Source organism: Microbacterium sp. LWH10-1.2 (assembly GCF_038397765.1).
In the GTDB taxonomy this organism is placed as follows: domain Bacteria; phylum Actinomycetota; class Actinomycetes; order Actinomycetales; family Microbacteriaceae; genus Microbacterium; species Microbacterium natoriense.
Genome location: NZ_CP151638.1, coordinates 4,053,038 through 4,075,583 on the forward strand (window position 1 = coordinate 4,053,038; position 22,546 = coordinate 4,075,583).

24 protein-coding genes and 1 riboswitch are annotated in these 22,546 nt (G+C 71.3%); of the genes, 13 read left to right on the forward strand and 11 right to left on the reverse strand.

Annotated elements, in window-relative coordinates:
- Positions 1 to 62: 62 nt before the first annotated feature.
- A complete protein-coding gene (locus MRBLWH10_RS18960) occupies positions 63 to 1,613 on the reverse strand; it encodes a D-alanyl-D-alanine carboxypeptidase (RefSeq protein WP_341941133.1) in 1,551 nt (516 codons plus the stop codon).
- An 82-nt stretch (positions 1,614 to 1,695) separates the two neighbouring features.
- A riboswitch (TPP riboswitch) is annotated at positions 1,696 to 1,807 on the forward strand.
- Between MRBLWH10_RS18960 and MRBLWH10_RS18965 the strand changes: the two genes are divergently transcribed.
- The 3 genes from MRBLWH10_RS18965 to MRBLWH10_RS18975 all read left to right on the forward strand — a co-directional run bounded on the left by MRBLWH10_RS18965 (position 1,798) and on the right by MRBLWH10_RS18975 (position 4,702).
- Complete coding sequence (locus MRBLWH10_RS18965) at positions 1,798 to 2,445, forward strand: ECF transporter S component (protein WP_341941134.1); 648 nt, start codon at positions 1,798 to 1,800, stop codon at positions 2,443 to 2,445. It overlaps the preceding riboswitch by 10 nt.
- A 74-nt stretch (positions 2,446 to 2,519) precedes the next feature.
- Positions 2,520 to 3,902 (forward strand): ABC transporter ATP-binding protein, encoded by a 1,383-nt coding sequence (locus MRBLWH10_RS18970; RefSeq protein WP_341942611.1) that lies wholly within the window; start codon positions 2,520 to 2,522, stop codon positions 3,900 to 3,902.
- Entirely contained in the window at positions 3,899 to 4,702 is an 804-nt protein-coding gene (locus MRBLWH10_RS18975) for an energy-coupling factor transporter transmembrane component T (protein WP_105674237.1), read from the forward strand. The genes MRBLWH10_RS18970 and MRBLWH10_RS18975 overlap by 4 nt, the downstream gene beginning before the upstream one ends.
- A gap of 1 nt (position 4,703) precedes the next feature.
- Here the strand turns inward: MRBLWH10_RS18975 and MRBLWH10_RS18980 are convergent, their stop codons facing one another.
- On the reverse strand, positions 4,704 to 5,429 hold the full coding sequence (locus MRBLWH10_RS18980) for an aminoglycoside 3'-phosphotransferase (RefSeq protein WP_341941135.1): 726 nt from the start codon (positions 5,427 to 5,429) through the stop codon (positions 4,704 to 4,706).
- The gene (locus tag MRBLWH10_RS18985; RefSeq protein ID WP_341941136.1) at positions 5,426 to 5,797 is read right to left on the reverse strand and encodes a DUF488 family protein; all 372 of its coding nucleotides are present in this window, start codon (positions 5,795 to 5,797) and stop codon (positions 5,426 to 5,428) included. Before MRBLWH10_RS18985 ends, MRBLWH10_RS18980 begins: the two co-directional genes overlap by 4 nt.
- Before the next feature lie 130 nt (positions 5,798 to 5,927).
- On the opposite strand from MRBLWH10_RS18985, the gene MRBLWH10_RS18990 reads away from it, so the two are divergent.
- Together MRBLWH10_RS18990 and MRBLWH10_RS18995 are read left to right on the forward strand one after the other, a co-directional pair.
- The gene (locus MRBLWH10_RS18990) at positions 5,928 to 6,689 is read left to right on the forward strand and encodes an SDR family NAD(P)-dependent oxidoreductase (protein ID WP_341941137.1); all 762 of its coding nucleotides are present in this window, start codon (positions 5,928 to 5,930) and stop codon (positions 6,687 to 6,689) included.
- Positions 6,690 to 6,785: 96 nt separating this feature from the next.
- The gene (locus MRBLWH10_RS18995) at positions 6,786 to 7,616 is read left to right on the forward strand and encodes an NAD(P)-dependent oxidoreductase (protein ID WP_341941138.1); all 831 of its coding nucleotides are present in this window, start codon (positions 6,786 to 6,788) and stop codon (positions 7,614 to 7,616) included.
- 187 nt (positions 7,617 to 7,803) lie between these two features.
- Here the strand turns inward: MRBLWH10_RS18995 and MRBLWH10_RS19000 are convergent, their stop codons facing one another.
- From MRBLWH10_RS19000 to MRBLWH10_RS19010, 3 genes are read right to left on the reverse strand one after another with little or no spacing between them, the layout of a single operon-like run.
- Positions 7,804 to 8,553: a sulfite exporter TauE/SafE family protein gene (locus MRBLWH10_RS19000; RefSeq protein WP_341941139.1), complete on the reverse strand. Its 750-nt coding sequence runs from the start codon at positions 8,551 to 8,553 to the stop codon at positions 7,804 to 7,806.
- On the reverse strand, positions 8,550 to 9,251 hold the full coding sequence (locus MRBLWH10_RS19005; protein ID WP_223585753.1) for an ankyrin repeat domain-containing protein: 702 nt from the start codon (positions 9,249 to 9,251) through the stop codon (positions 8,550 to 8,552). Before MRBLWH10_RS19005 ends, MRBLWH10_RS19000 begins: the two co-directional genes overlap by 4 nt.
- A gap of 31 nt (positions 9,252 to 9,282) precedes the next feature.
- A complete protein-coding gene (locus MRBLWH10_RS19010) occupies positions 9,283 to 9,822 on the reverse strand; it encodes a ribosomal protein L7/L12 (protein WP_223585754.1) in 540 nt (179 codons plus the stop codon).
- A 71-nt stretch (positions 9,823 to 9,893) separates the two neighbouring features.
- Between MRBLWH10_RS19010 and rlmN the strand changes: the two genes are divergently transcribed.
- A complete protein-coding gene (gene rlmN / locus MRBLWH10_RS19015) occupies positions 9,894 to 11,174 on the forward strand; it encodes a 23S rRNA (adenine(2503)-C(2))-methyltransferase RlmN (RefSeq protein WP_105674225.1) in 1,281 nt (426 codons plus the stop codon).
- A gap of 241 nt (positions 11,175 to 11,415) precedes the next feature.
- On the opposite strand, the gene MRBLWH10_RS19020 is transcribed toward rlmN, so the two are convergent.
- Positions 11,416 to 12,051 (reverse strand): NAD(P)H-dependent oxidoreductase, encoded by a 636-nt coding sequence (locus MRBLWH10_RS19020; protein ID WP_341941140.1) that lies wholly within the window; start codon positions 12,049 to 12,051, stop codon positions 11,416 to 11,418.
- Between the two features lie 127 nt (positions 12,052 to 12,178).
- Between MRBLWH10_RS19020 and MRBLWH10_RS19025 the strand changes: the two genes are divergently transcribed.
- Positions 12,179 to 12,685, forward strand: coding sequence for a TetR/AcrR family transcriptional regulator (locus MRBLWH10_RS19025; protein ID WP_341941141.1), 507 nt, complete (start codon positions 12,179 to 12,181; stop codon positions 12,683 to 12,685).
- A 33-nt stretch (positions 12,686 to 12,718) separates the two neighbouring features.
- Here MRBLWH10_RS19025 and MRBLWH10_RS19030 read toward each other — a convergent pair whose 3' ends face one another.
- The gene (locus MRBLWH10_RS19030; RefSeq protein ID WP_223585757.1) at positions 12,719 to 13,630 is read right to left on the reverse strand and encodes a LysR family transcriptional regulator; all 912 of its coding nucleotides are present in this window, start codon (positions 13,628 to 13,630) and stop codon (positions 12,719 to 12,721) included.
- A 52-nt stretch (positions 13,631 to 13,682) separates the two neighbouring features.
- Between MRBLWH10_RS19030 and MRBLWH10_RS19035 the strand changes: the two genes are divergently transcribed.
- The 3 genes from MRBLWH10_RS19035 to MRBLWH10_RS19045 are packed head-to-tail and all read left to right on the forward strand — an operon-like array spanning position 13,683 to position 16,367.
- Positions 13,683 to 14,456 (forward strand): 3-hydroxybutyrate dehydrogenase, encoded by a 774-nt coding sequence (locus tag MRBLWH10_RS19035; RefSeq protein ID WP_341941142.1) that lies wholly within the window; start codon positions 13,683 to 13,685, stop codon positions 14,454 to 14,456.
- A complete protein-coding gene (locus MRBLWH10_RS19040; protein WP_341941143.1) occupies positions 14,453 to 15,289 on the forward strand; it encodes an alpha/beta hydrolase in 837 nt (278 codons plus the stop codon). Before MRBLWH10_RS19035 ends, MRBLWH10_RS19040 begins: the two co-directional genes overlap by 4 nt.
- Positions 15,290 to 15,317: 28 nt before the next feature.
- Entirely contained in the window at positions 15,318 to 16,367 is a 1,050-nt protein-coding gene (locus tag MRBLWH10_RS19045) for an alpha/beta fold hydrolase (RefSeq protein ID WP_341941144.1), read from the forward strand.
- Between the two features lie 130 nt (positions 16,368 to 16,497).
- On the opposite strand, the gene MRBLWH10_RS19050 is transcribed toward MRBLWH10_RS19045, so the two are convergent.
- The gene (locus MRBLWH10_RS19050; protein ID WP_341941145.1) at positions 16,498 to 16,980 is read right to left on the reverse strand and encodes a histidine phosphatase family protein; all 483 of its coding nucleotides are present in this window, start codon (positions 16,978 to 16,980) and stop codon (positions 16,498 to 16,500) included.
- Between the two features lie 104 nt (positions 16,981 to 17,084).
- Here MRBLWH10_RS19050 and MRBLWH10_RS19055 point away from each other — a divergent pair, with 104 nt between their 5' ends.
- Positions 17,085 to 18,818: a DUF4407 domain-containing protein gene (locus tag MRBLWH10_RS19055; RefSeq protein ID WP_341941146.1), complete on the forward strand. Its 1,734-nt coding sequence runs from the start codon at positions 17,085 to 17,087 to the stop codon at positions 18,816 to 18,818.
- A gap of 45 nt (positions 18,819 to 18,863) precedes the next feature.
- On the opposite strand, the gene MRBLWH10_RS19060 is transcribed toward MRBLWH10_RS19055, so the two are convergent.
- On the reverse strand, positions 18,864 to 19,151 hold the full coding sequence (locus tag MRBLWH10_RS19060) for a hypothetical protein (protein ID WP_341941147.1): 288 nt from the start codon (positions 19,149 to 19,151) through the stop codon (positions 18,864 to 18,866).
- A gap of 19 nt (positions 19,152 to 19,170) precedes the next feature.
- Here MRBLWH10_RS19060 and MRBLWH10_RS19065 point away from each other — a divergent pair, with 19 nt between their 5' ends.
- Together MRBLWH10_RS19065 and MRBLWH10_RS19070 are read left to right on the forward strand one after the other, a co-directional pair.
- Positions 19,171 to 20,649, forward strand: a complete 1,479-nt coding sequence (locus tag MRBLWH10_RS19065) for a PLP-dependent aminotransferase family protein (protein WP_181155883.1) — start codon at positions 19,171 to 19,173, stop codon at positions 20,647 to 20,649.
- Between the two features lie 67 nt (positions 20,650 to 20,716).
- Positions 20,717 to 21,730, forward strand: a complete 1,014-nt coding sequence (locus MRBLWH10_RS19070; protein ID WP_105674207.1) for an aldo/keto reductase family protein — start codon at positions 20,717 to 20,719, stop codon at positions 21,728 to 21,730.
- Between the two features lie 213 nt (positions 21,731 to 21,943).
- On the opposite strand, the gene MRBLWH10_RS19075 is transcribed toward MRBLWH10_RS19070, so the two are convergent.
- On the reverse strand, positions 21,944 to 22,450 hold the full coding sequence (locus MRBLWH10_RS19075) for an ACT domain-containing protein (protein WP_341941148.1): 507 nt from the start codon (positions 22,448 to 22,450) through the stop codon (positions 21,944 to 21,946).
- Positions 22,451 to 22,546 lie beyond the last annotated feature (96 nt).

Here is a 22,546-nt window from a genome sequence, read left to right on the forward strand (position 1 = left end):
TCGGGGCGGGGCTTTCGCGTGCCCTGGGGCCGTGCGCCCTGGGCCTGTGTGCCTGGCTCCGACTAGCGCTTGTCGGAGGTCAGACCGAAGAGCTCCAGGGGGTGGGTGAGACGCCACCAGGCACTGGGCCCCTCGAGCTTCTTCTTCAGAGTGAGCGTCGTCGTCGCCGTGTCGAGGGGGCCGGCGACGGTCAACGTGCCGACCTCGGCGCCCGCCTTGCTCTTCTCGCCCAGGTCGAACTCGGGCGTCGCCTCCGCCGCGGCGGCGTCCCACAGCACGACCTCGGCGTCGGCATCCGTCACGATCTCGGTGGACGCACCCCACAGGGTGTCCACCTCTCCGACGACGGTTCCCTTCGCCACCGCGGGGGTCTCGGCCTGTAGCGCGTCCTCGACCTGCGAGAACAGGGATCGCGTCGACGCGAGACGCATGTCGTCATCGGCCTGCGTGAGCACCGAGGCGTAGAGATGCACGGTCGTGCCGTCGACGACCACGTCCTTCGCGGTGAGCAGATTCCAGCTCTCGTGAAGGGTGCCGGTCTTGATGCCGACCACACCGGAGTCCGACAGCATCCCGTTCGTGTTCTTCACGAGTCCGGCGCCCGGCAACTCGACCGAGGGCGTGCCGACGATCCCTGCGAACACGGGGTTCTGCATCGCCCGCTCCGCCACGGCGATCAGCGCCTCGGGGGTCGCCGTGTTGCGCTCGTCGAATCCGGAGGGCGAGAGGATCGTGATGCCCTGGATGCCGCGATCTCTGAGCCAGGTCGCCGCGGCATCAGCGAAGGCCTTGTCCGAGCCCCAGATCTCCTTCGCGAGGCGGTCGATGTAGTTGTTCGCCGAGCCGAGCAGGATGCCCTGCAGCATCTGGAACTCCGTCAGGGAACCCCCGACGGGCACGTCGAGCGCCGACTGGTCGCTGCGCTTGTACGCGAGATACGACTGACTGTCGGCCTTGGTGAACGAGAAGGACGGGCCCTGCTCGCCGACGGCGAGCGGCATCTGATCCAGCACCATGAGCACGCTGACCACCTTGGTGATGCTGGCGATGACGGCCGGATCCGGCGACGAGGCGACCGTTCCGATGCCCTGGATGCCGACCGCCGCGCTGCCCTGCGTCGGCCACGTGATGGCCGCTGCCGGAGCGGCCGTCGCCTGGAACTCCGCCGTCTTCACGGTCGGCGCGACCTCGTGCAGCGGCCACAGCAGGGTCGTGCCCGCGTAGGAGGCGGCCAGTGCGGCGAGGATGCCGATCGGCACGAGCACGCCTGGACCCGCCGCGGCGGGGCGCAGCCGGGCGCCCGTCCAGAGCGCGGCCCCTGGTTCGCGCACCTGATCGCCGTCGAGCGTCGCCGTCGGAGAGTGGTCGGCGACGGATGCCGCATCCACCCAGGTGAGCGCGGTCGCCGCTCCGCCCTCGCTCGCCCACTGAGCGGCGGGGGCCTCTGCGTCCGCGACCAGCTGCTCCAGTTCGGAGTCGTGAGCCGCGGCATCCGGGATCGCTGGGACCCGGTCGAGCTCCGCGTCGATGGCCGACGTGTCCGCGTCTGCGGCGGCGTCGATCGGGGCATCGCCCAGGGGAGCGGTGGCCTCGGCGGAGTCAGGAGCGGTCACCTGCTTACGGTACCGAACTCTCCCGTGAGAACCGCGGTGCCGCAACAGGGGAGCGCGGAGTGTCGGCACTGGGTATGATCGAGAGCACAACCACGGGAGTCCGGCGAGCCGGGCTGAGAGGGAGCGAATCGCGCTTCGACCGTCGAACCTGATCCGGATCATGCCGGCGCAGGGAGGAGTTCAGATGAGTACGTCCACGCACCGGTCGAGCACCGAAGCGGCATCCACGGCCACAGGCCTGCGCAACGCCCAGCTCTGGCGGTGGCGCGTCGTCGACATCGTCGTGGCCAGCGTCGTCGCCGTCGCCTGCGCGGCGATCTTCCTGCTGTGGAACGTCGGATACGTGACCCCGAGCGGGGCCCTCGAGGCGCTGCTCCCCGGCGTCCAGGGACTGCTCGCCGGTCCGTGGCTGATCGCCGGCGTCCTCGGCGGGCTGATCGTCCGCAAGCCCGGCGCCGCGCTCTACACCGAGCTGGTCGCCGCGATCATCTCGGCGCTGATCGGCAACGCGTGGGGGCCGCTGACCATCGTCTCCGGACTCGTGCAGGGCATCGGCGCCGAGCTGATCTTCCTCGTGTTCCTGTACGGCGTCTGGCGTCTGCCCGTCGCGATGCTGGCCGGCGCCGGCGCGGGGCTCGCGTGCGGCATCAACGACCGCATCCTCTGGTTCCCTGGTGCCGACACGCTCTTCACCGCCGTCTACATCTCCTCGACGACCATCTCCGGTGCGGTGATCGCCGGGCTCGGCGCCTGGCTGATCGCCCGCGGACTCGCCGCCACCGGCGCCCTGAGCCGGTTCGCGGCCGGCCGCGAGGTCACCGCACGAGTGTGATCGCCCGGGTGAACCCAGCCGCGCTCGATGCGCGCGGCTGGGGATGGCGCTACGCCACCCGGCTGCGCTGGGCCGTGCGCGAGGTCGAACTGCGAATCGAGCCGGGGGAGCGGGTGCTTCTGCTCGGCGCCTCCGGCTCGGGCAAGTCCACGCTGCTGCAGGGCTTCGGTGGCGTGCTCGGCGGCGCCGACGAGGGGGAGACGCACGGAGCGCTCCTCGTCGACGGCGTTCCCGCGACGGAGAGCCGGGGCCGCGTCGGGATGGTGCTGCAGGACCCCGACACGCAGACCATGCTCGCCAGGGTCGGCGACGACATCGCCTTCGGATGCGAGAACCTCGGCGTGCCCCGCGAGGAGATCTGGCCGCGGGTGCGCGAGGCGATGGATGCCGTCGAGCTCGACGTGCCCCTCGACCGCTCGACAGCGGCGCTCTCGGGAGGGCAGAAGCAGCGGCTGGCGCTGGCAGGCGTGATCGCCATGCGCCCCGGAGCGATCCTGCTCGACGAGCCGACCGCCAACCTCGACCCCGAGGGGGTGCGGGATGTGCGGGATGCGGTCGCCGCCGCCCTCGACGCGACCGGGGCGACCCTCGTCGTGATCGAGCACCGCATCGACGTGTGGCTGCCCCTGGTCGACCGGGTCATCGTGCTCGGCGCGGAGCCCGAAGGCACCGTCGTCCTGGCAGACGGGACTCCCGACGAGGTGCTCGGCGCGCGCGGCGCCGATCTCGCCGCCTCCGGGGTCTGGGTGCCCGGTCATCCGCCGGCCGTTCCCCCTCCGCCGGCGCACGGACCGGGTGAGCTCCTGCTGCGGGCGCACGCCCTGACTGTGGCGCGCAGCCGCGGCATCCCGGTCGCCGGTCCCTTCGACCTCGACGTGCACGCGGGGGAGGCGATCGGCATCACCGGCCCCAACGGGGCGGGCAAGTCGACCTTCGGGCTCACGCTCGCGGGTCTCATCCCGGCGGAGAGCGGGCGGGTCGTCGCCTCGGCGGCGCTGTCGTCGGGGTCGGGAGACGACCCCTTCCGCTGGACGTCCCGCGCGCTGCTCACCCGCATCGCGACGGTGCTGCAGACCCCCGAGCACCAACTCCTCGCGAAGACCGTTCGGGAGGAGCTCGCCGTGGGCCCCCGCGCTCTGCGGCTGGACGAGGCGGAGATCACCCGACGTGCCGACGAGCTGCTGGAGCGTCTGCGGCTGACCGCGCTCGCCGAGGCGAACCCGTACACGCTGTCGGGTGGGGAGAAGCGTCGTCTCACGGTGGCCGCCGCTCTCGCCACTCGCCCGCAGATGATCGTGCTCGACGAGCCGACGTTCGGGCAGGACGCCACGACCTGGGCCGAGCTCGTCGCGATCATCGCCGGCCTGAGAGACGACGGCGCCGCGATCGTCGCGATCAGCCACGATGAGGCCGTGCTGCGCGCTCTGCACGCCCGCAGGCTCGAGGTGGGCGCATGATCGACCCGCTCACCGCCCGCATCGAGCGCCGCGGTCCCATCGCTCCGCGCTCGGCGCTCGCCAAGCTCGCCGCGGCGCTGCTCATCGCGGTTCCGCTCATCCTCTCGATCGACGTGGTGTCGGCATCCGTCGCCCTGGTCCTGGAGATCCCGCTGCTGCTGCTCGCCGGCCTCGGCGCACGCGAGTTCTGGACCCGCACCGCGGTGCTCTGGATCGCGGCGCCGCTGAGCGCGGTCACGATCGCCCTGTACGGAGCGCAGAGCGGCGAGGTGCACTTCGAGTGGCTGCTGATGAGGGTGAGCGACGGATCGCTCGCGCTCGCCGCCGCCACCGCGGTGCGCGTGCTGGCGATCGGCCTGCCCTCCGTGGTGCTCTTCGTCACGGTCGATCCCACCGACCTCGCCGACGATCTGGCGCAGCGGCTCCGGCTGCCCGCGCGCTTCGTCGTCGGAGCCCTCGCCGGAATGCGGATGCTCGGACTCCTCGCCGACGACTGGCGGGCTCTCGCGCTCGCCAGGAGGGCGCGAGGCGTCGCCGATCAGGGTCGTATCCGCCGCACCCTCGGCATGGCGTTCGCGCTGTTCGTGCTCGCGATCCGCCGCGGCTCCTCGCTCGCCACGGCGATGGAGGCCAGGGGATTCGGGGGAACGGGTCCGCGGTCGTGGGCACGGGAATCGGTGTGGACTCGACGCGACACCGCGCTCCTGCTCGCGTGTGCGGTGATCCCGCTCGTCGCGATCGCCGCCGCCGTCGCGACCGGGTCCTGGAACTTCGTCATCGGCGCGGGCGGGGCGTCGTGACTCAGGTCCTGTTCCACAGCCGCCGGTAGTAGGCGAGCCGTTCCCGGTCGGGCTCCACGCCGTACGCCTCAACGAGGGTGTCGGTCCAGCCCGGGCCGGCGTTCCACTTCGTGCTCATCGCGGCGACGGCGATGTCCGCCCACCGGTCGGCGACTCCGATCGCGGCGAGGTCGACGTGCGCGACGGGGCGGCCCGCATCGTCGAGCAGCGTGTTGGGCATGCAGGCGTCGCCGTGGCACACCACGAGCCTGTCGACCGGAGGGGGCGTCCGCAGCTTCTCCGGCACGATCACACCGCGCGCGGCGGCGCCGCTGATGCGACCTGCGACGCTCCACTCCCACGGGCACTCGTCGACGGGAAGGCTCTCGTGCAGCATCCGGAGGCCCTCGCCGACCGCGCGCACGGCCCGTTCCGGATCGTCATGCCAGCGGGGATCCACGGCGCTGCGTGCATCGAGCGCCACCGTGACGAGCCACTCGTGCTCGGCATCCTGCCCCTGCTCGATCACCTCGGGGACGGTGATCCACCGGCGTGCCCAGCGCATCCGCTCGGCCTCGTCCCGCATGTTCGCCTCGGCGTCGTGCGGTCCCCACTTGATGTAGCGGCCGTCGTCGGTGCGGAAGGTCAGCCCGCCGATGCCGTTCACCCACACCGGTTCGAGACCTGCGCCGCCCGCGAGCTCGCGGACCCGTGCGGGCACGGGGAGATCGAGGGAGGGGATGCTCACGCATCCATCTTGCCCTGCGCCCGCAGCGCCTCCTCGAGCACGACGGCGTGGTTGTGCACCGGGTCGTGCGCCGCGTACACGAGGGTGACGACCGGATGCGGGCGCAGAGCGGCGGCGAGCTCGCGCAGCGCCTCCGCCGACTCGTGCGCGAGCTGCGCGCGGTACCGGTCGGCGTAGACGTCCCACTCGTCGTCGGGAGCCGCGTGCCAGTCGCGGCGGAGGTCGGGACTCGGCGCGGCGTCCTTCGCCCACAGGTCGACGGCGGCGCGCTCCTTCGAGACGCCTCGGGGCCACAGCCGATCGACGAGCACGCGGAAGCCGTCGTCGGCCGAGGCGGTGTCGTAGGCTCGCTTGCGACGCAGTTCCATGCGTCCAGCACACACCACCCACGGTCGCTTCGGCAAGGACGCCGACGACGGATGCCGTGACACTACGAGTCACGTACACTGAGACCGCGTATCACCAGCGGTTGCAACGACGTTCGAAGGAGAACTCCAGATGCAGATCACCGGACAGGGCGCGCTCATCACGGGCGGAGCCTCGGGTCTCGGCCTCGCGACGGCACGGCGTCTCGCCGCGGCCGGCGCCCACGTCACCATCGTCGACCTCGCCTCCTCGAAGGGCGCGGAGCTGGCGGAGGAGCTCGGCGGGCTGTTCGTCGCGGCCGACGTCACGAGCGCCGAGGAGGTGCAGGCCGCTGTCGCCGCCGCGCAGGCCGCTGCGCCGCTGCGCATCGTCGTGAACTGCGCGGGCATCGCTCCGCCGGCCAAGGTGCTCGACCGCGAGGGCAACCCCGCCGTCCTCGCCGACTTCGAACGGGTCGTCCGCATCAACCTCGTCGGCACGTTCAACGTGCTGTCGCAGGCATCCGCGGTCATCGCGAAGAACGAGCCCACCGAGTCCGGAGACCGCGGCGTCATCATCAACACCGCGAGCGTCGCCGCGTTCGACGGCCAGATCGGCCAGCCCGCCTACTCGGCGTCGAAGGGCGGCGTCCACGCGATGACCATCCCGGTCGCCCGCGAGCTCGCCCGCTACGGCATCCGCGTCTGCACCATCGCCCCCGGGATCATGGAGACCCCCATGCTGATGGGCCTGCCGCAGGCCGCGCAGGACTCGCTCGGCCAGCAGGTGCCGTTCCCCTCGCGGCTGGGTCGCCCCGACGAGTACGCCGCCCTCGCGCAGCAGATCATCGAGAACGGCTACCTCAACGGCGAGACGATCCGCCTCGACGGCGCGATCCGGATGGCGCCGAAGTAAACACCCCCAGAAGAGCTGTGCCGGTCGCCAAACCGGTCGACGTTCCTCCGGAACCTCGACCGGGTCTGCGACCGGAATCAGGAATCGAGGAGAGACATGAGCACACTGGCAGGAAAGACCATCCTGATGTCGGGCGGCAGCCGCGGCATCGGGCTCGCCATCGCGCTGAAGGCCGCGGCGGACGGCGCGAACATCGCGATGCTCGCGAAGACCGACACCCCGCACCCGAAGCTCGAGGGCACCGTGCACACGGCGGCGGAGCAGATCCGCGCCGCGGGCGGCCAGGCGCTGCCGATCGTCGGCGACGTGCGCGACGACGACGACATCACCGAGGCGGTGCTGAAGACGCAGGGCGAGTTCGGCGGCATCGACATCGTCATCAACAACGCCAGCGTCATCGACCTGTCGCGCTCGCTCGACCTGAGCGCCAAGAAGTACGACCTCATGCAGGACGTCAACGTGCGCGGAACGTTCATGCTGTCCCGTGCGGCGGTGCCCGTCCTGAAGGACGCCGCGAACCCCCACATCCTCTCCCTCTCGCCGCCCCTGAACCCGACGCCCAAGTGGCTCGGCGCGCACACCGGCTACACGCTCGCGAAGTTCGGCATGACGATGGTCACGCTCGGACTGGCCGCGGAGTTCGCCCGCGACGGCATCGCTGCGAACACGCTGTGGCCGCGCACGACCATCGCCACCGCCGCGGTGCAGAACCTGCTCGGCGGCGACAAGGTCATGGCCGCCAGCCGCACGGCCGACATCTACGCGGATGCCGCGTACGCGGTGCTGCTCAAGCCCGCGGCCGAGTACACCGGACAGACGCTCGTGGTCGAAGACGTGCTGGAGGCGGAGGGCATCACCGACTTCTCGGGATACGCCGCGGTCCCGGGCACCCCGGACGACCGTCTCTTCCCCGACATCTTCCTCTGAGCCTCGCGCTCGAGTGCGTGCGGGCGCGGACGCGCGTTTCTGGTGCTGAGGGGTCAGGAAAGGTTGGATGCAGGCCGCTGAACTCGACCGTATGTGGCCCCTCAGTGCTCGCGCGTGCGGGGCGTGCGAGTGCGCGGCGCGTGCCGGGCGTGCGGGGGCGTGCGAGGCGCGTGCTCGAGCGGGCGCGCTAGAACAGCAGGTACACGGAGCCGACGACCGTCAGGAGGATCACGAGGCGGTCGAACAGCGCCTGCGGAATGCGCCGCGCGATGCGGAGTCCGACCAGCGCGCCGACCACGACCAGCGGCGCGAGGATCAGGTCCATCAGCAGCACGGATGGCGTGAAGAGTCCGAGACCCGCGAGGAACGGCACTTTCACGAGGTTCACGATCGCGAAGAACCACGCGGAGGTGCCGAGGAACACCTGCACCTGGGTGCGCGTGGCCAGGAAATACATCGACATCACCGGGCCGCCCGCGTTCGCGACCATCGTCGTGAAGCCGCCGAGCGCGCCGTAGGTCGATGAGAGCAGGATGCCGCTGCGCGGGGCGGCGACGGCATCCCGGCGGTCCTCCCGCCGACGGCGCCACAGCGTGATCGCGATCATGACCAGCAGGATCACTCCGACGGCCCTGCGCACGAGGCCGTCGCCGGCCAGCGCGAGGAACGCGAAGCCGACGAGGAGACCGGCGATCACCGCGGGGGCGAGGCGCAGCAGCGTCGGCCAGTGCGCGTGCCGGCGGTAGGCGATCAGCGCGAAGACGTCGCCGACGATGAAGAGCAGCAGCATCGCCGCCGTGGAGGTGCGTGCGGGCAGCACTGCGGCGAACAGCACGACGGCCAGGGTGGAGCCGCCGGGGATCGCCGCCTTCGAGAGGCCGGTGATGACCGCGGCGAGACCGAGCGCGGCCCAGGCCCACGCGCTGAGGTCGGTCACCGGTCGATCTCGGCGACGATCGCGTCGTAGCCGCGGGAGGCGGCGAGGTCGCGGGGGAGCACGCCGTCGCCGTCGCGGATCGACACGTCGGCGCCGCCGTCGATGAGCGCCCGCACGACTTCGGCGTAGCGCGCAGAGCCGTCGCCGAGCACGATCGCCTCGTGCAGTGCCGTCCAGTTCAGGTCGTTGACGTGGTTCGGGTCGACCCCCGCGTCGAGCAGGATCTCGACGGTGCGGAGCAGCCCGCGCTCGGACGCGGGGATGAGCGCCGTGCCGCCGAAGCGGTTGGTGCTGCCCAGGTCGGCGCCGTTCTCCAGGGTCAGCTGCAGGATCTCGTCGTGTCCGCGGGCGCCGGCGTAGAGGTAGGCCGAGTCCTGGATGTCGTCTGCGGCGTTCACGTCGGCGCCGGCGTCGATGAGCGCACGGGCGGCCTCCACGTGGTTCTTCTTGGTCGCCGCGACGAGCGCGGTCATGCCGCCGTCGCCGCGGGCCTCGATCTCGGCTCCCGCATCGAGGGCGGCCTGCACGGCGTCGGCATCCCCCTCGGAGGCGGCGGCGAGGAGGTCGTGGGTGGCGGCGGTCATGGCGGATCCTTCGGCGTGCGTCGTGGACGGCGGAGCGGATGCCGTGCACGCCGTCGCGCCGAGGAGTGTCACCGCGGCGATCGTGAACGCCTGCAGCATCCGTCCGGTTCTCATGCTTCTGGTATACCAAATGAAGCTGACGGTGTTACCGTCCGGGAGTCCACGCCTCGATCGCGTCCTTGGCCTCCTTGAGGCCGACCCCGGTGTGCTCGCGGAGAGCCTTGATCGCGGTGATCTTCGCGCCCTCGGCGAGGAGCCTGTCGATGTCCGCCGCGACCGACGCGGGCAGAGAGGCGCGGATCGACGACGGCGTGATCGAGGTGCGGGCCGCGTTCGCGTGCGAGACGGCGGCGGCGTGCGGCGCGGTGGTGCTGATCGACCAGTGGTCGATGCGGTCCTTCGCCTCCTTCAGGCCGACGCCGGTGCTCTGGCGGTAGAGCTTGATCGCCTGGATCTTCTGGTCGGACGCGACGAGCCGGTCGATGTCCGCCACGACCTGCGGAGTGAGGCCCGACGTCGGACTCATCGACGAGGTCGCGGGGGCCGTGCGCGCCGTGGTCGGCGAGGGGCGGTACACCTGCGCCTCCGGCTCCTTCGGGCGCATGCCGCGCAGGGCAGCGGCGACGATGACGATGCCCACCACGACGACGGCCGCGACGACGATGACGACGATGATGGAGTCCACGGGCTCAGTCTATGCAGGCGAGTCTCGCGGCCCCAGGGCCTTCCCACCCGCCACCGCGTACCCTTGAGTCCATGACCGATACTCCCCGCACGCGCCAGACGCGACCGGCATCCGCGTCCCCGCAGGGAGGCATCCGAGAGACGAAGGCTCCGCAGGTGCGCCCCGCGACCGAGGGATGGACCCAGCAGAAGGATGCCGAGGGGCGTCCGCTGCTGCAGTTCGCGAGCCCCAAGCGCGGCAAGCCGCCTGTGCACCTCGCCGACCTCACGCCCGAGGAGCGCGTCGAGAAGGTCAAGGAGCTGGGGCTCCCCGGTTTCCGCGCGAAGCAGCTGGCGACCCACTACTTCCGCCACTACACCTCGGATGCCGAGCAGATGACCGACCTGCCCGCCGGCATCCGCGGCGACCTCGTCGCGGGCATGCTGCCGCCGCTGCTCACCGAGGTGCGCCGCCTGGAGACCGACCGCGGCGACACGATCAAGTTCCTGTGGCGCCTGCACGACGGCGCGCTCGTCGAGTCGGTGCTCATGCGCTACCCGGGCCGCATCACGCTGTGCGTGTCGAGCCAGGCCGGATGCGGCATGAACTGCCCGTTCTGCGCCACCGGTCAGGCCGGACTCACGCGCAACATGTCGACCGCCGAGATCATCGAGCAGATCGTGCGCGCCAACCGTCTGATCGCCGAGGGCGGCCTCGGCGGCAAGAAGGCCGACGACCACTCGATGGAGCGCGTCTCGAACATCGTCTTCATGGGCATGGGGGAGCCGCTCGCGAACTACAAGCGGGTGATGGACGCCGTGCGCATCATGGTCGCGCCGCAGCCCGACGGCCTGGGCATGAGTGCTCGCGGCATCACGGTCTCGACGGTCGGCCTCGTCCCGGCGATCAAGAAGCTCGCCGACGAGGGCATCCCTGTGACGTTCGCGCTCTCGCTGCACGCGCCCGACGACCACCTGCGCGACGAGCTCATCCCGGTGAACTCCCGCTGGAAGGTCGACGAGGCGCTCGACGCCGCGTACGAGTACTACGCCAAGACCGGTCGTCGCGTCTCGATCGAGTACGCGCTCATCAAGGACATGAACGACCACGCGTGGCGTGCCGACCTGCTCGCAGACAAGCTCAACGAGCGCGGTCGCGGCTGGGTGCACGTCAACCCGATCCCGCTGAACCCGACGCCCGGTTCGATCTGGACGTCGTCCGAGCCCTCGGTGCAGAACGAGTTCGTGCGGCGACTCAACGACGCCGGCATCCCGACGACCCTCCGCGACACCCGCGGCAAGGAGATCGACGGCGCCTGCGGTCAGCTCGTCGCGACCACGGAGGACGAAGCCGCGTCGGCCGCGATGGCCTGAGCCACGCGGCATCCCTCCCAGGTGTGCCGACTTCGCATGCAGTCGGCGAGTGCACGGGTCGTGTGCGTCAGGATGCCGTGCGATCGGCGAGTTCGCGTGAACTCGGCGCCGGCCTCGTCGACCCGCCGGTGAGAGGTTCACAACTCCTCAAGAACGGGCCGGATCCTCGCGGATCCGGCCCGTTCTGCGCTCGCACGGCGGAACTGTGAGGAGTTGTGACCCTCTGCGCGTCGTGTCGACGTCAGGATGCCGTGCTCTCGGCCAGTTCGGGTGGCGTCATCGCCGGGACCGTGCCCTGGGCCCGCGCCGCAGTGCGGGCGCCGTCGCGGCGGCCGAGGGCTGAGGCCTGGTCGAGCCAGGCGGAGATGCGGGCGGGTGTCGCGTCCTTGACCCCGAGCATCCGGTGCGTCCGCACCGAGCGGATGCCGCAGAACCGCATCGTGCCGCGGGCGACGTGGGTCTGCGCGGGGAGCCCGGTGAACGGTGCGAGGTACCACGGGGTGTCCGCGAGGAGGAACAGTCGCCCGGACGAGGCGTCGAGCAGCCCCTCCGGCAGGCCGAGCCGCGTGTAGCGGTACTCCTGCTGGGGCAGCAGCGCGCGGTCGAAGAAGCCCTTGAGGATCGCGGGGACCGATCCCCACCACAGCGGGGTGAACACCACGATCGTCTCCGCCGCGTGCAGTGCCTGCTTGGCGTCGACGAGATCGGGCTCGAGGGTCATGCGCTCCCTGTATCCGTAGCGCAGCGACGGGTCGAAGTCGAGGTCGCGCAGCGCGAGCACGCGGGCGTCTCCGTGGGCGGCGGCGTAGCGGCGGGCGAGTTCGGCCGTGAGGGATCGGGCGTCGGGGTGGCCGTCGATCACGAGTGCGGTGGACATCGCGTCTCCTATCTGGACAGTGTCAACTTGCTGGACAGTGTCAAGATAGGAGAGGATGTTGCTCGTGTCAAGTTCTCGGTCGGGTTATCACCACGGGGATCTCGCTCATGCGCTGGAGAGTGCCGCGATGCAGCTGCTCGCCGAGAAGCCGGCGCAGGAGATCAGCCTCCGCGAGGTCGCCCGTGCCGCGGACGTGAGCCACAACGCGCCGTACCACCACTTCGCCGACCGGCGAGGGCTGCTGAAGGTACTCGCCGAGCGCAGCATGGCCGAACTCGTCGACTCCGTCCGTTCCGCCGTCGCCGGTGCTCCGGATCCGGTCGCGGCGCTGATCGCCGGGGGCTCTGCCTACCTGCGCTTCGCGGTGGAGCATCCGCACGGCTTCGACGTCGTCTACGATCCGACCGTCTGCATCCCGGGGGAGCCCAGCGCGACGATGGGCCCGCTGATCGTCGAGCTCGAACAGCTCCTCGGGGCGGCATCCATCGCCGCCGGCCTCGCGGATGCCGAAGACGTCCTCGGCATCTGGGGCCTCGTGCACGGACTCGGCACCCTCTGCGCCGCTGGTCACTTCCCCTTGGACGCGGCGCTCGCCGCCTGCGCCGCCAGCATCCGCCGCATGCTCCCCGCCTGACCGGCCCCCGGGCCCCGGGCCGCGGGAGCTGGGTCAGGCCTCGCCGACCAGCACGCCCCTCACGTCGTCGAGGCGCTCGTGCAGGGCCTCCAGGAAGGCGGCGACGGAGCGCTGCTGCAGGGCGTCGGGCCGTGTGACGAGCCAATAGGGCAGGCGCTGCTCGATCCGCTCCGGCAGCACGCGCACGAGATCGTCGTGCTGATCGGCCAGGAAGACCGGCAGCAGCCCGAACCCGGCACCGCCCCTGGTCGCATCGACGTGCACGTACACGTTGGTGCTGGCGACGGCATCCGTCATCCCGGGCACCACGCGGCGGGCGTCGTCGAGCGAGTCGACGTGCAGCATCGACTCGATGAAGTACACGAGCGGCTGACCGACGAGGTCATCGGGGGAGGCGGGGGTCGGATGCCGGCGGAGGAAGTCCCTGCTCGCGTAGAGGCCGAGCGCGTAGTCGGCGAGGTGCACGGCCTTGGCTCTGTGCACCTGGGGTCGCCCGACCACGACCTCCAGGTCGGCGGCGCCGCGCTGCTGCGAGGCCTGTCGGGTGCCCGTGACGATCTCCAGGGCGATGCCCGGATGGCGCTGCTGCAGCGCCGCCATCGCCGGGGCTGCGACGAAGCCGCTGAAGCCGTCGGTCGCCGAGAGGCGGATGAGGCCCTCGATGCGATCACCGCCGCCGTCGTCGAGCCCGCCCAGCGCCTGCTCCACGGCCTCGGCCGCAGCGAGCGCGCGGGTCCCGAGCGGCGTGACCTCCCAGCTGCCGCCGTCGCGCGAGAGCACGCGGCCGCCCAGCTGCGCCTCGAGTGCGGCGATGCGGCGGGCGATCGTGGTGTGGTTGAGTCCGAGGCGCTGACCGGCGGTGGTGAACCGCCCGCTGCGCGCGACGGCGAGGAGCACGAGGAGGTCGTCAGCGCTCAGCGGCGGTGCAGGGAAATGCGCCATCATCTGTGCAGTTTTGCACATTCGCTGGCCGACGGCACTGAACTACTCTGCACATGTGACGAAGAAGCTGGGGACCGCGCACGGCACCGTTCTGGGCGGGAGGACCGCGCTCGTGACGGGGGCTGCGAGCGGGATCGGTGCCGCGTGCGCGACGGCCCTGGCGGCGGCGGGAGCCCGGGTGATCGTCGTCGACCGGGATGCCGAGGGCGCCGCAGCGGTCGCCGCGGAGATCGGGGGAGAGCCGCTCGCGCTCGACCTCGGCGACCTCGACGGACTCGCAGCGCGGTCGTTCGACGCCGACATCCTCGTCAACAACGCCGGCATCCAGACCGTCGCCCCGATCGTGGACTTCGATCCGGCGACGTTCCGCCGGATGCTCGACATCATGGTCACCGCGCCCTTCCTCCTCACCCGCGCTGTGCTCCCCGGCATGTACGAGCGCGGCTGGGGCCGCATCGTCAACATCAGCTCGGTGCACGGCATCCGAGCCTCCGCGTTCAAGTCGGCGTACGTCACGGCGAAGCATGCGCTGGAGGGGCTGTCCAAGGTCACCGCCCTCGAGGGGGCGGAGCACGGGGTGACCAGCAACTGCATCAACCCCGGCTACGTGCGCACCCCGCTCGTCGAGACGCAGATCGCCGACCAGGCCAGGGCGCACGGCATCCCCGAGTCCGAGGTCATCGAGAAGGTGATGCTCGTCGAGTCCGCGATCAAGCGCCTGCTGGAGCCCGACGAGGTCGCCGACCTCGCACTGTGGCTGTGCGGTGCGACGTCGACGTCGGTCACCGGTTCGTCGTACGTGATGGACGGCGGATGGAGCGCGCGATGAGCGGACTCGCGACCACGTCGTACGGGCGCACGACCGACGAGCGGGCGATGCTGGCCGTGCACGGCATCACCGCGAACGGCCGCTCCTGGGGAGCCGTCGCGGCGCACCTCGACGAGCACACCCTCCTCGCTCCCGACCTGCGAGGGCGCGGACGCAGCAACCGACTGCCAGGGCCCTACGGCCTCCGCCGGCACGCCGAGGACCTCGCCGACCTGCTCGACGCCGACGGCGGCGAGCAGCGGATCGTCCTCGGGCATTCCATGGGGGCGTTCGTCGTCGTGATGCTCGCCGCGCAGCGCCCCGACCTCGTCGAGCGGCTCGTGCTGGTCGACGGAGGGTTCCCGCTCGCGCTCCCGTCCGGTGCGGAGAGCGCCGACGACCTCGACATCGCCGCGCTCCTCGGTCCTGCCGCGCGACGGCTGGAGATGGACTTCGCCGATGCCGACGCCTACCTCGGGTTCTGGCGACAGCATCCGGCCTTCTCGCGCGACTGGTCCGACATCGTGGAGGACTACGCGCGCTACGACCTCGACGGCACCCGTGCATCGACCGTGGCCGCGGCCATGATCGAGGACGGCGCGGAGCTCTACGGACCCACGTGGTACGTCGAGGCGCTCCGATCGCTGCGGATGCCGGTCACGGTGCTGCGGGCTCCGCGCGGTCTGACCGATGCCGAACCGCTGTACGCCCCCGGCGCTCTCGAGGGCTTCCATTCTCTCGTGCCCCAGCTGGAGGTCGTCGAGATCGACGACGTGAACCACTACACGATCCTGTTCGCCGACCGCGGGGCCTCCCGCGTCGCGGCATCCGCCCTGGCCACGCGATCCGCCTGAGCCGAAGACCACCGACGAAGGAGTCGACATGAGCACTGCATTCGAGGGCATCACGGCCCACCGCGTCAAGACCCCGCGCTACGTCGCGAACGTTCTCGAGCGGCCGGGCGAGGGGCCGGCGGTCGTCTTCGTGCACGGCAACGTGTCGTCGGCCGCGTTCTACCAGCCGACCATGCTCGCCCTCCCCGACGGGGTGCGCGCCCTGGCGATCGACCTGCGCGGGTTCGGCGACAGCGAGACGAAGCCGGTCGATGCGACCCGTGGGCTGCGGGACTTCTCCGACGACGTGCTCTCGGTGCTCGACGCCCTCGGGCTCGACGCCGTGCATCTCGTCGGCTGGAGCATGGGCGGCGGCGTCGTGATGCAGGCCGCGCTGGACGCCCCTGAGCGCGTGCTGTCGCTCACCCTGGAGGCTCCGGTGTCGCCCTACGGCTTCGGAGGCACGCACGGTCCTGACGGCATCCGCAACGACGCCGACGGCGCCGGCACCGGCGGCGGGGGCGCCAACCCCGACTTCGTGGCCCGGCTGGAGGCGGGCGACACGAGCGCAGACGAGCAGACCTCGCCGCGCACGGTCTACCGCACCGCGTACGTCGCGAAGCCCGAGCAGCAGGAGGCCCACGAAGACGCCTGGGTCGCCTCGATGCTCACCACGAGGACGGGCGTCGACAACTACCCCGGAGATGCCGCGGCATCCGAGAACTGGCCCGGCTTCGCCGCCGGCACCCGCGGCGTGCTCAACACGATGGCGCCGCAGCACTTCGACGCGTCGGGCATCGTCGACCTCGCGGTGAAGCCGCCGATCCTGTGGATTCACGGCGACAAGGACGCGATCGTCTCGGACGCCTCGTTCTTCGACCTCAACCAGCTCGGCCTGCTCGGGGTGATCCCGGGCTGGCCCGGCGTCGACATCGCCCCGCCGCAGCCCATGATCACGCAGACCAGGGCCGTGCTCGACCGGTACGCGAGTGCGGGCGGCGTCTACCGCGAGGTGGCGCTGGCGGATGCCGGTCACGCCCCGCATCTCGACGAGCCCGAGGTCTTCGTCGCGGAGCTCGTGCGCCACATCGGCGCGTGACGGGCGCGGGCGTTCTTGCGCGTCGACTTCCCGTGATGTCGACGAGTGCACGGCCTTTCGACGTGAACGTCCCGTGCGTTCGGCGGGATCCCGTGCACTCGCGGGGCGTCGTGGCGCGGGGACGGCGGGGCTAGTCGCCGTCGCGAGGGGTGCGCAGGCGCAGCAGGCGACCTGAGCCCTCGACGAGCTCGGCCCACGTGTCGACGTCGACGGCGCACTCCGCGACGGCGCACGTCGGAAGCTCCGCCCCGTCGCCCGTGAGCTCCGCGACCGCGTCGCTCATGCCGGGGTTGTGCCCGACGAGCATCGCGACGCTGCTCTCCTCGGGCAGCGCGGACGCGATCGCGAGGATCGAGCGGACGGATGCCGCGTACAGCAGCGGCTCCTCGATGATGCCGAGTCCGCAGGCCGCGGCGTACTCTGCGGCGGTGCTCCGTGCGCGCACGGCGCTGCTCGACACGACGCGGTCGAGCAGGATGCCCTCGTCGACCAGCCGCCGCGCCATGACGGGCGCGTCGCGGCGACCGCGGGAGTTCAGCGGACGATCGTGGTCGGACAGACCGGGTACGCCCCAGTCGGACTTCGCGTGGCGGGCGAGCAGCAGCGTCTTCACGCATCCAGCCTGGCACCGTCGCGGCCCCGGCGCACTCCCAACCTGAGAGCGCCTCGCAGGTATCGTCCGGGCGATGCACAGGCGGAGTTTCCTACCCTCGAAGGATGGCTTACTCTGCGCATCGCCCCGGGCAGATGGACTCCCAGGGGCGGATCTCGTTCGAGTCCGACGCCCCAGGGGGCTCGGTCACCGACGAGGACCTCGACTTCCTCCGGGCGTTCGAGCCGTCCGGCGGCGGTGCGTCGAGCGACGCCGCAGACACGGCGACGAACCCGACGGCCGTCATCGATCCGGCAGACGCGGAGCCTGAGCGCGACCCGGATGCCGCGGCATCCGCTCCTCGGGAGAAGACGCCGAGGGCCCCGCGGCCGAAGCGGGAGAAGAAGCCGCGCGTGCCCGGATCGCGCATGCGCACGCTCGCGATCCTCGGCGGGGCCGAGGGGGAGATCCTCGACCGGGTCCCCGGTGAGACCCCCCGCTTCGTGCAGATGTTCTTCGTGCTCGCCGGCACCGCCCTGGTCTCGGCGATCTCGATGCTCTTCGCCCTGACCACGGGTGTGCAGGCGGCGATCTGGCTGGCCGTGCCGCTCGCGATCGTGTGGGCGCTCATCATCTTCAACCTCGACCGCTTCCTCACCTCGACCATGGCGTCGACGAAGAACGTCTGGCGGCTCATCGGTCTGGCGATCCCGCGAGTGATCATGGCGGCGATCATCGGCTTCGTCGTCGCCGAACCGCTCGTGCTGCAGATCTTCCACAACGACATCGCCCGCGAGGTCGCGTCGACCAACATCACCCAGGCGCAGTCCGATCAGGACGCCCTGGAGTCCGGGCCTGAGAAGAAGGCGCTCGACGCGGCATCCGACCGCCTCGCCGAGCTGCAGAACCAGGCCGCGACGGGCATCGTCGCCGGCACCGATTCCGCGTCGGCGAGCGAGGCCGCCGCGCAGGCGACCGTCGACGACCTCACCGCCAAGATGACCGCGCAGCAGGCCGTGATCGATCAGGCGCGCGTGCTGTACCAGTGCGAGCTCACGGGCGAGGGCGCCGGCACCGTGCCCGGCTGCACGGGCGTGAACGGGGAGGGCGCGAGCTCGGATGCCGCGAAGGCCCAGCTCGCCGAGGCCCAGCAGACCTACGACGCGCTCGCCGCGCAGCTGCGCACGGCGAACGACGACCTCGCGACCGCGGGCACGTCGGCCAAGGAGAACACCGCGTCCTCCGAGAAGCAGAACCGCGAGGAGGCCGAGTCGCAGCTCCCCGCCGCGCAGAAGAGCTACGACGCCGCGCTCGCCGCCTACAACACGCGGGCGGATGCCGTGGCCCAGGGCAACGCGGGCGCCATCGGCCTACTGAGCCAGATCAGCGGACTGAACCGGCTCAGCGAGAAGGAGCCGACGATCCTGTGGGCGCACTGGCTGATCGCGGCGCTGTTCTTCATGATCGAGCTGCTGCCCGTGCTGGTGAAGGTGCTCACGAGCTACGGCGACCCGACCCTGTACGAGAAGGCCGCGGCGATCCGCAAGCAGGTCGCGCTCGACAAGGTGACGGCGGAGGGCTTCCGCGACCGTGCGGACATCGTGGCCGTGCAGTCCGCGGAGATCGCGACGAGGGCGGATGCCGAGTCCGCGCAGCAGCCGCTGACGCGGGCGGAGCAGCGCCGGGCCGCGCAGGCCGAATCCGAAGGCGCGCGTGCGGCCGAGGCGGCTGCGGAGGCGGTGACCGCGCCGGTGGTGGCGCGCGGGGCTGCGACCGCGCCGGTGGTCGAGTCTGAGACTGCCGTGGCGGGCGATCCGGAAGCCGATCCTGCCGCAGAGGCTGCAGCTCGCGTCGGGTGATCTGTTCCCGCGTCGGGTGATCGGTCTGGCGCGACGGCGTACCGCCTAGGCGACGAGCGACAGCTCCATCGGCGACGGCAGCAGGAGCTGGGTGACCGTGACGGAGCCGCGCGTGCGTGCGGCGGCGGAGATCGAGCGGATCAGGGCGACGGTGGACGGCACTCCCGACCAGGGTTCCGCGGTGAGGGCGCGCTCGATCAGGGAGAGCGGATGCTGCAGGCCGGGGTCGTGCTGGCGGGAGTCGTCGGCGAGCCAATCGACGAGCTCGGCGATGGTCCAATCGGGGCTGATTGGCGCAAGATCCGAGGATGCGGTGGTCAATGATGTGCTCATTGGTCCAGAATCGGGGCTCATGAGCATCGACGGCAGGGCCAATGATCGTCCGGTGGACCACCGATCGGCAGATGGACCCCTCGTGCACGCCGGCGACGTCTCCGCCGAGCGCCTGGCGGCGCGGCTGGGGCGCTGGACGCACGGCGAGGGCACTCTCGCCGCACGACTGTCGCAGGCCGTCGCCGCGCTGATCCACGGCGGCGAGCTGCGGCCGGGCGACCGCCTCCCCGCCGAGCGTGCTCTCGCCGCCACGACGTCCGTGTCGAGGGGCACGGTCGTGGCGGCCTACGCGGATCTCGCCGAGGGCGGTCTCGTCGAGCGCCGGCAGGGCAGCGGCACGCGGGTCGCGGGCGCCGCGGCATCCGCTGTCCCTCCGCACCGACCGGGGCGCGGTGAAGCGCTGTTCTCGGCGCTGCCCAACGCGATCGACCTGCTGCGCACGGTGCCGCAGATCCCGGAGCTCGCCGTGCAGCTCATCACCGAGCACACGCCGCGGCTCGAGCTCGCCCTGCTGCCGGAGACAGATCCGGCGGGGCTGGCCGTGCTGCGCGAGCAGATCGCCGACCTGTTCCGCGCGGAGGGGACGCCGACGACGCCGGAGCAGATCCTCGTCACGCACGGGGCGCAGCAGGCCATCAGCCTCGTCGTCAACGCGCTCGTCGGACCGGGCGACGTCGTGCTCGCGGAGGAGATCACCTGGCCGGGCGTCACCGACTCCGTCGGGCTGCGCGGCGGGACGGTGCACGGCATCCCGATGACCGCCGACGGTCTCGACGTCGACGCGCTCGAGGTGGCGATGGCGCGGCTGCGTCCCGCGCTCCTGGCGGTCAACCCGCACCATCAGAACCCCACGGGCACCCGGCTGCCGCAGGCCGCCAGACACCGCGTCGCCGAGCTCGCCGCCCAGTACGGTGTGCCCGTGATCGAGGATCGCGTGGTCGCCGGGATCTCCTTCGACGGCGTCGTGCCGCCCTCGCTGGCCGCCGAGCGTCCGGACGCCCCGGTGATCGTCGTGGAGTCGGTGTCGAAGTGGGCGTGGGCGGGTCTGCGCATCGGATGGCTGCGGGCCGACCCCGTGCTCGTGCGGCGGCTGCGGGGCGCCAGGCAGCTCGCCGACCAGTCGACGAGCGTGCCGGCGCAGCTGCTCGCGATGGACCTGCTCGCCCATGCCGACGAGCTGAAGCGGCAGAACAGCAGGATCCACCAGGAGCGCCTCCGGCTGCTGCAAGACCTCATGGCGACCCACCTGCCCGACTGGTCGGCCGCACCGCCCAGGGGAGGCCTCTCGCTGTGGGCGCGGCTGCCGGTCGGCTCGGCGGCGGCGCTCGCGAGGGTCGCGGCCACGCACGGCGTCTCCGTCGCGGGAAGCGCGGAGTTCGCGGCATCCGTCTCCCCTGACGATCACATCCGCATCCCCTTCACGGCGCCGGAGGAGGTGCTCGCCGAGGGCATCGCGCGGCTCGGGGCGGCGTGGCGGGAGTACCGCGCGACGCTGTGAGCCGAGCGCGGCGGGGAGCATCGTCGCGACCCGCCCTCGTGTCCCCGGTGGCCGGTAGCGTGGAGACATGGTCAACTATCGCTATCTCGGCAACAGCGGTCTCAAGGTCTCTGAGATCACCTACGGCAACTGGGTCACGCACGCTTCGCAGGTGGGCGACGACGCCGCGGTCAAGACCGTGCACGCCGCTCTGGATGCCGGCATCACCACGTTCGACACCGCCGACACGTACGCCAACACCGCCGCGGAAGTCGTGCTCGGCGACGCGCTCAAGGGCCAGCGTCGCGAGGGCCTGGAGATCTTCACGAAGGTCTACTTCCCGACCGGCCCCAAGGGGCCCAACGACACCGGACTCTCGCGCAAGCACATCATGGAGTCGATCAACGGCTCGCTGAAGCGACTCGGCACCGACTACGTCGACCTGTACCAGGCGCACCGCTACGACCACGAGACGCCCCTGGAAGAAACGTTCCAGGCCTTCGCCGACGTCGTCCGACAGGGCAAGGCGCTCTACATCGGCGTCTCGGAGTGGACGGCAGAGCAGCTGCGCGAGGGTCACGCGCTCGCGAAGCAGCTGGGCGTGCAGCTCATCTCGAACCAGCCGCAGTACTCCATGCTGTGGCGCGTCATCGAGGGCAAGGTCGTGCCGGCCTCCGAAGAGCTCGGCATCTCGCAGATCGTCTGGTCGCCGATGGCGCAGGGCGTGCTCAGCGGCAAGTACCTCCCCGGTCAGCCGGTGCCCGAGGGCTCGCGCGCGACCGACCCGCACAGCGGCGCGCACTTCATCAAGGACCTGCTCCGCGACGACATCCTCGAGGGCGTGCAGCGGCTGAAGCCGATCGCCGCCGAGGCCGGCCTCACGATGCCGCAGCTCGCGATCGCCTGGGTGCTGCAGAACCCGAACATCGCCGCGGCGCTGGTCGGAGCATCCCGCCCGGAGCAGCTCGCCGACACCGTCAAGGCCTCTGGCGTGAAGCTCGACGCCGACACCATGGCCGCGATCGACGTCGCCCTCGGTGACGTCGTGAACCGGGATGCCGAAGACACGTACACCGTGTCGCCGAAGACCCGCCTGGTCTGAGGGCGCGTCCGGCGCGGGGCGCTTCGTCTCTGCGTTTCGTCTCGCTGCGCTCGCTCAACGACCGGGGTTTCTTTCTCGTACCCCGGTCGTTGAGCGAGGAGCAGCGTCGGAGCGAAGCATGTTGACGCTGGCGTGCGCGGTCGGGTCGTTTGTCTCCCGGTCGTTGGGTGAGCGACGCAGCGATGAGGGAAATCGCGGTGACCGTCGCGAGCTTCAGGCGACGGTGATGTCGACCTGGATCTCCGAGGCGAGGCGCTCGAGGTCGGCGCGCAGAGCGTCGAGGTCGACAGATGCCGGCACCCGCGCCCGCACCGACGCCTCGAACAGGCGCCCTCCGGCCATCGCGGCATCCCGGGTCTCCGTCGCGAGCTCTTCGATGCTCAGCGCGTGAGCGTTGAGGACAGCCGATACCTCGCGCACGATGCCCGGGCGGTCGTTGCCCAGAACCTGGAGCTCCAGCACGCGGCCGTCCGCGTGCGCGGCATCCGATCCGGTGTGCACGGCCACGGTCAGCAGACCCTCGAGTCCGCGCAGCGCCTGCTCCAACTCGGCGGAGCGCTCGGCCGCGACCGAGACCTCGATCACACCGGCGAAGGTGCCGGCGAGTTCGGCGAGCTGGCTGTTCTCCCAGTTGCCGTCGTGGGCGTCGACCACATCGGCGACGGCGGCGACGAGGCCGGGGCGGTCGGCGCCGGCGACGGTGAGGATCAGAATCGTCATGGCCACAGCGTAGCCGGAGCGGGGCGGCGGGTCAGCGGCTCAAGCGGGGTCGCCGCGGCTTCAGAACTCCGGAGGAGCGGGGCGGATTCGGACCCA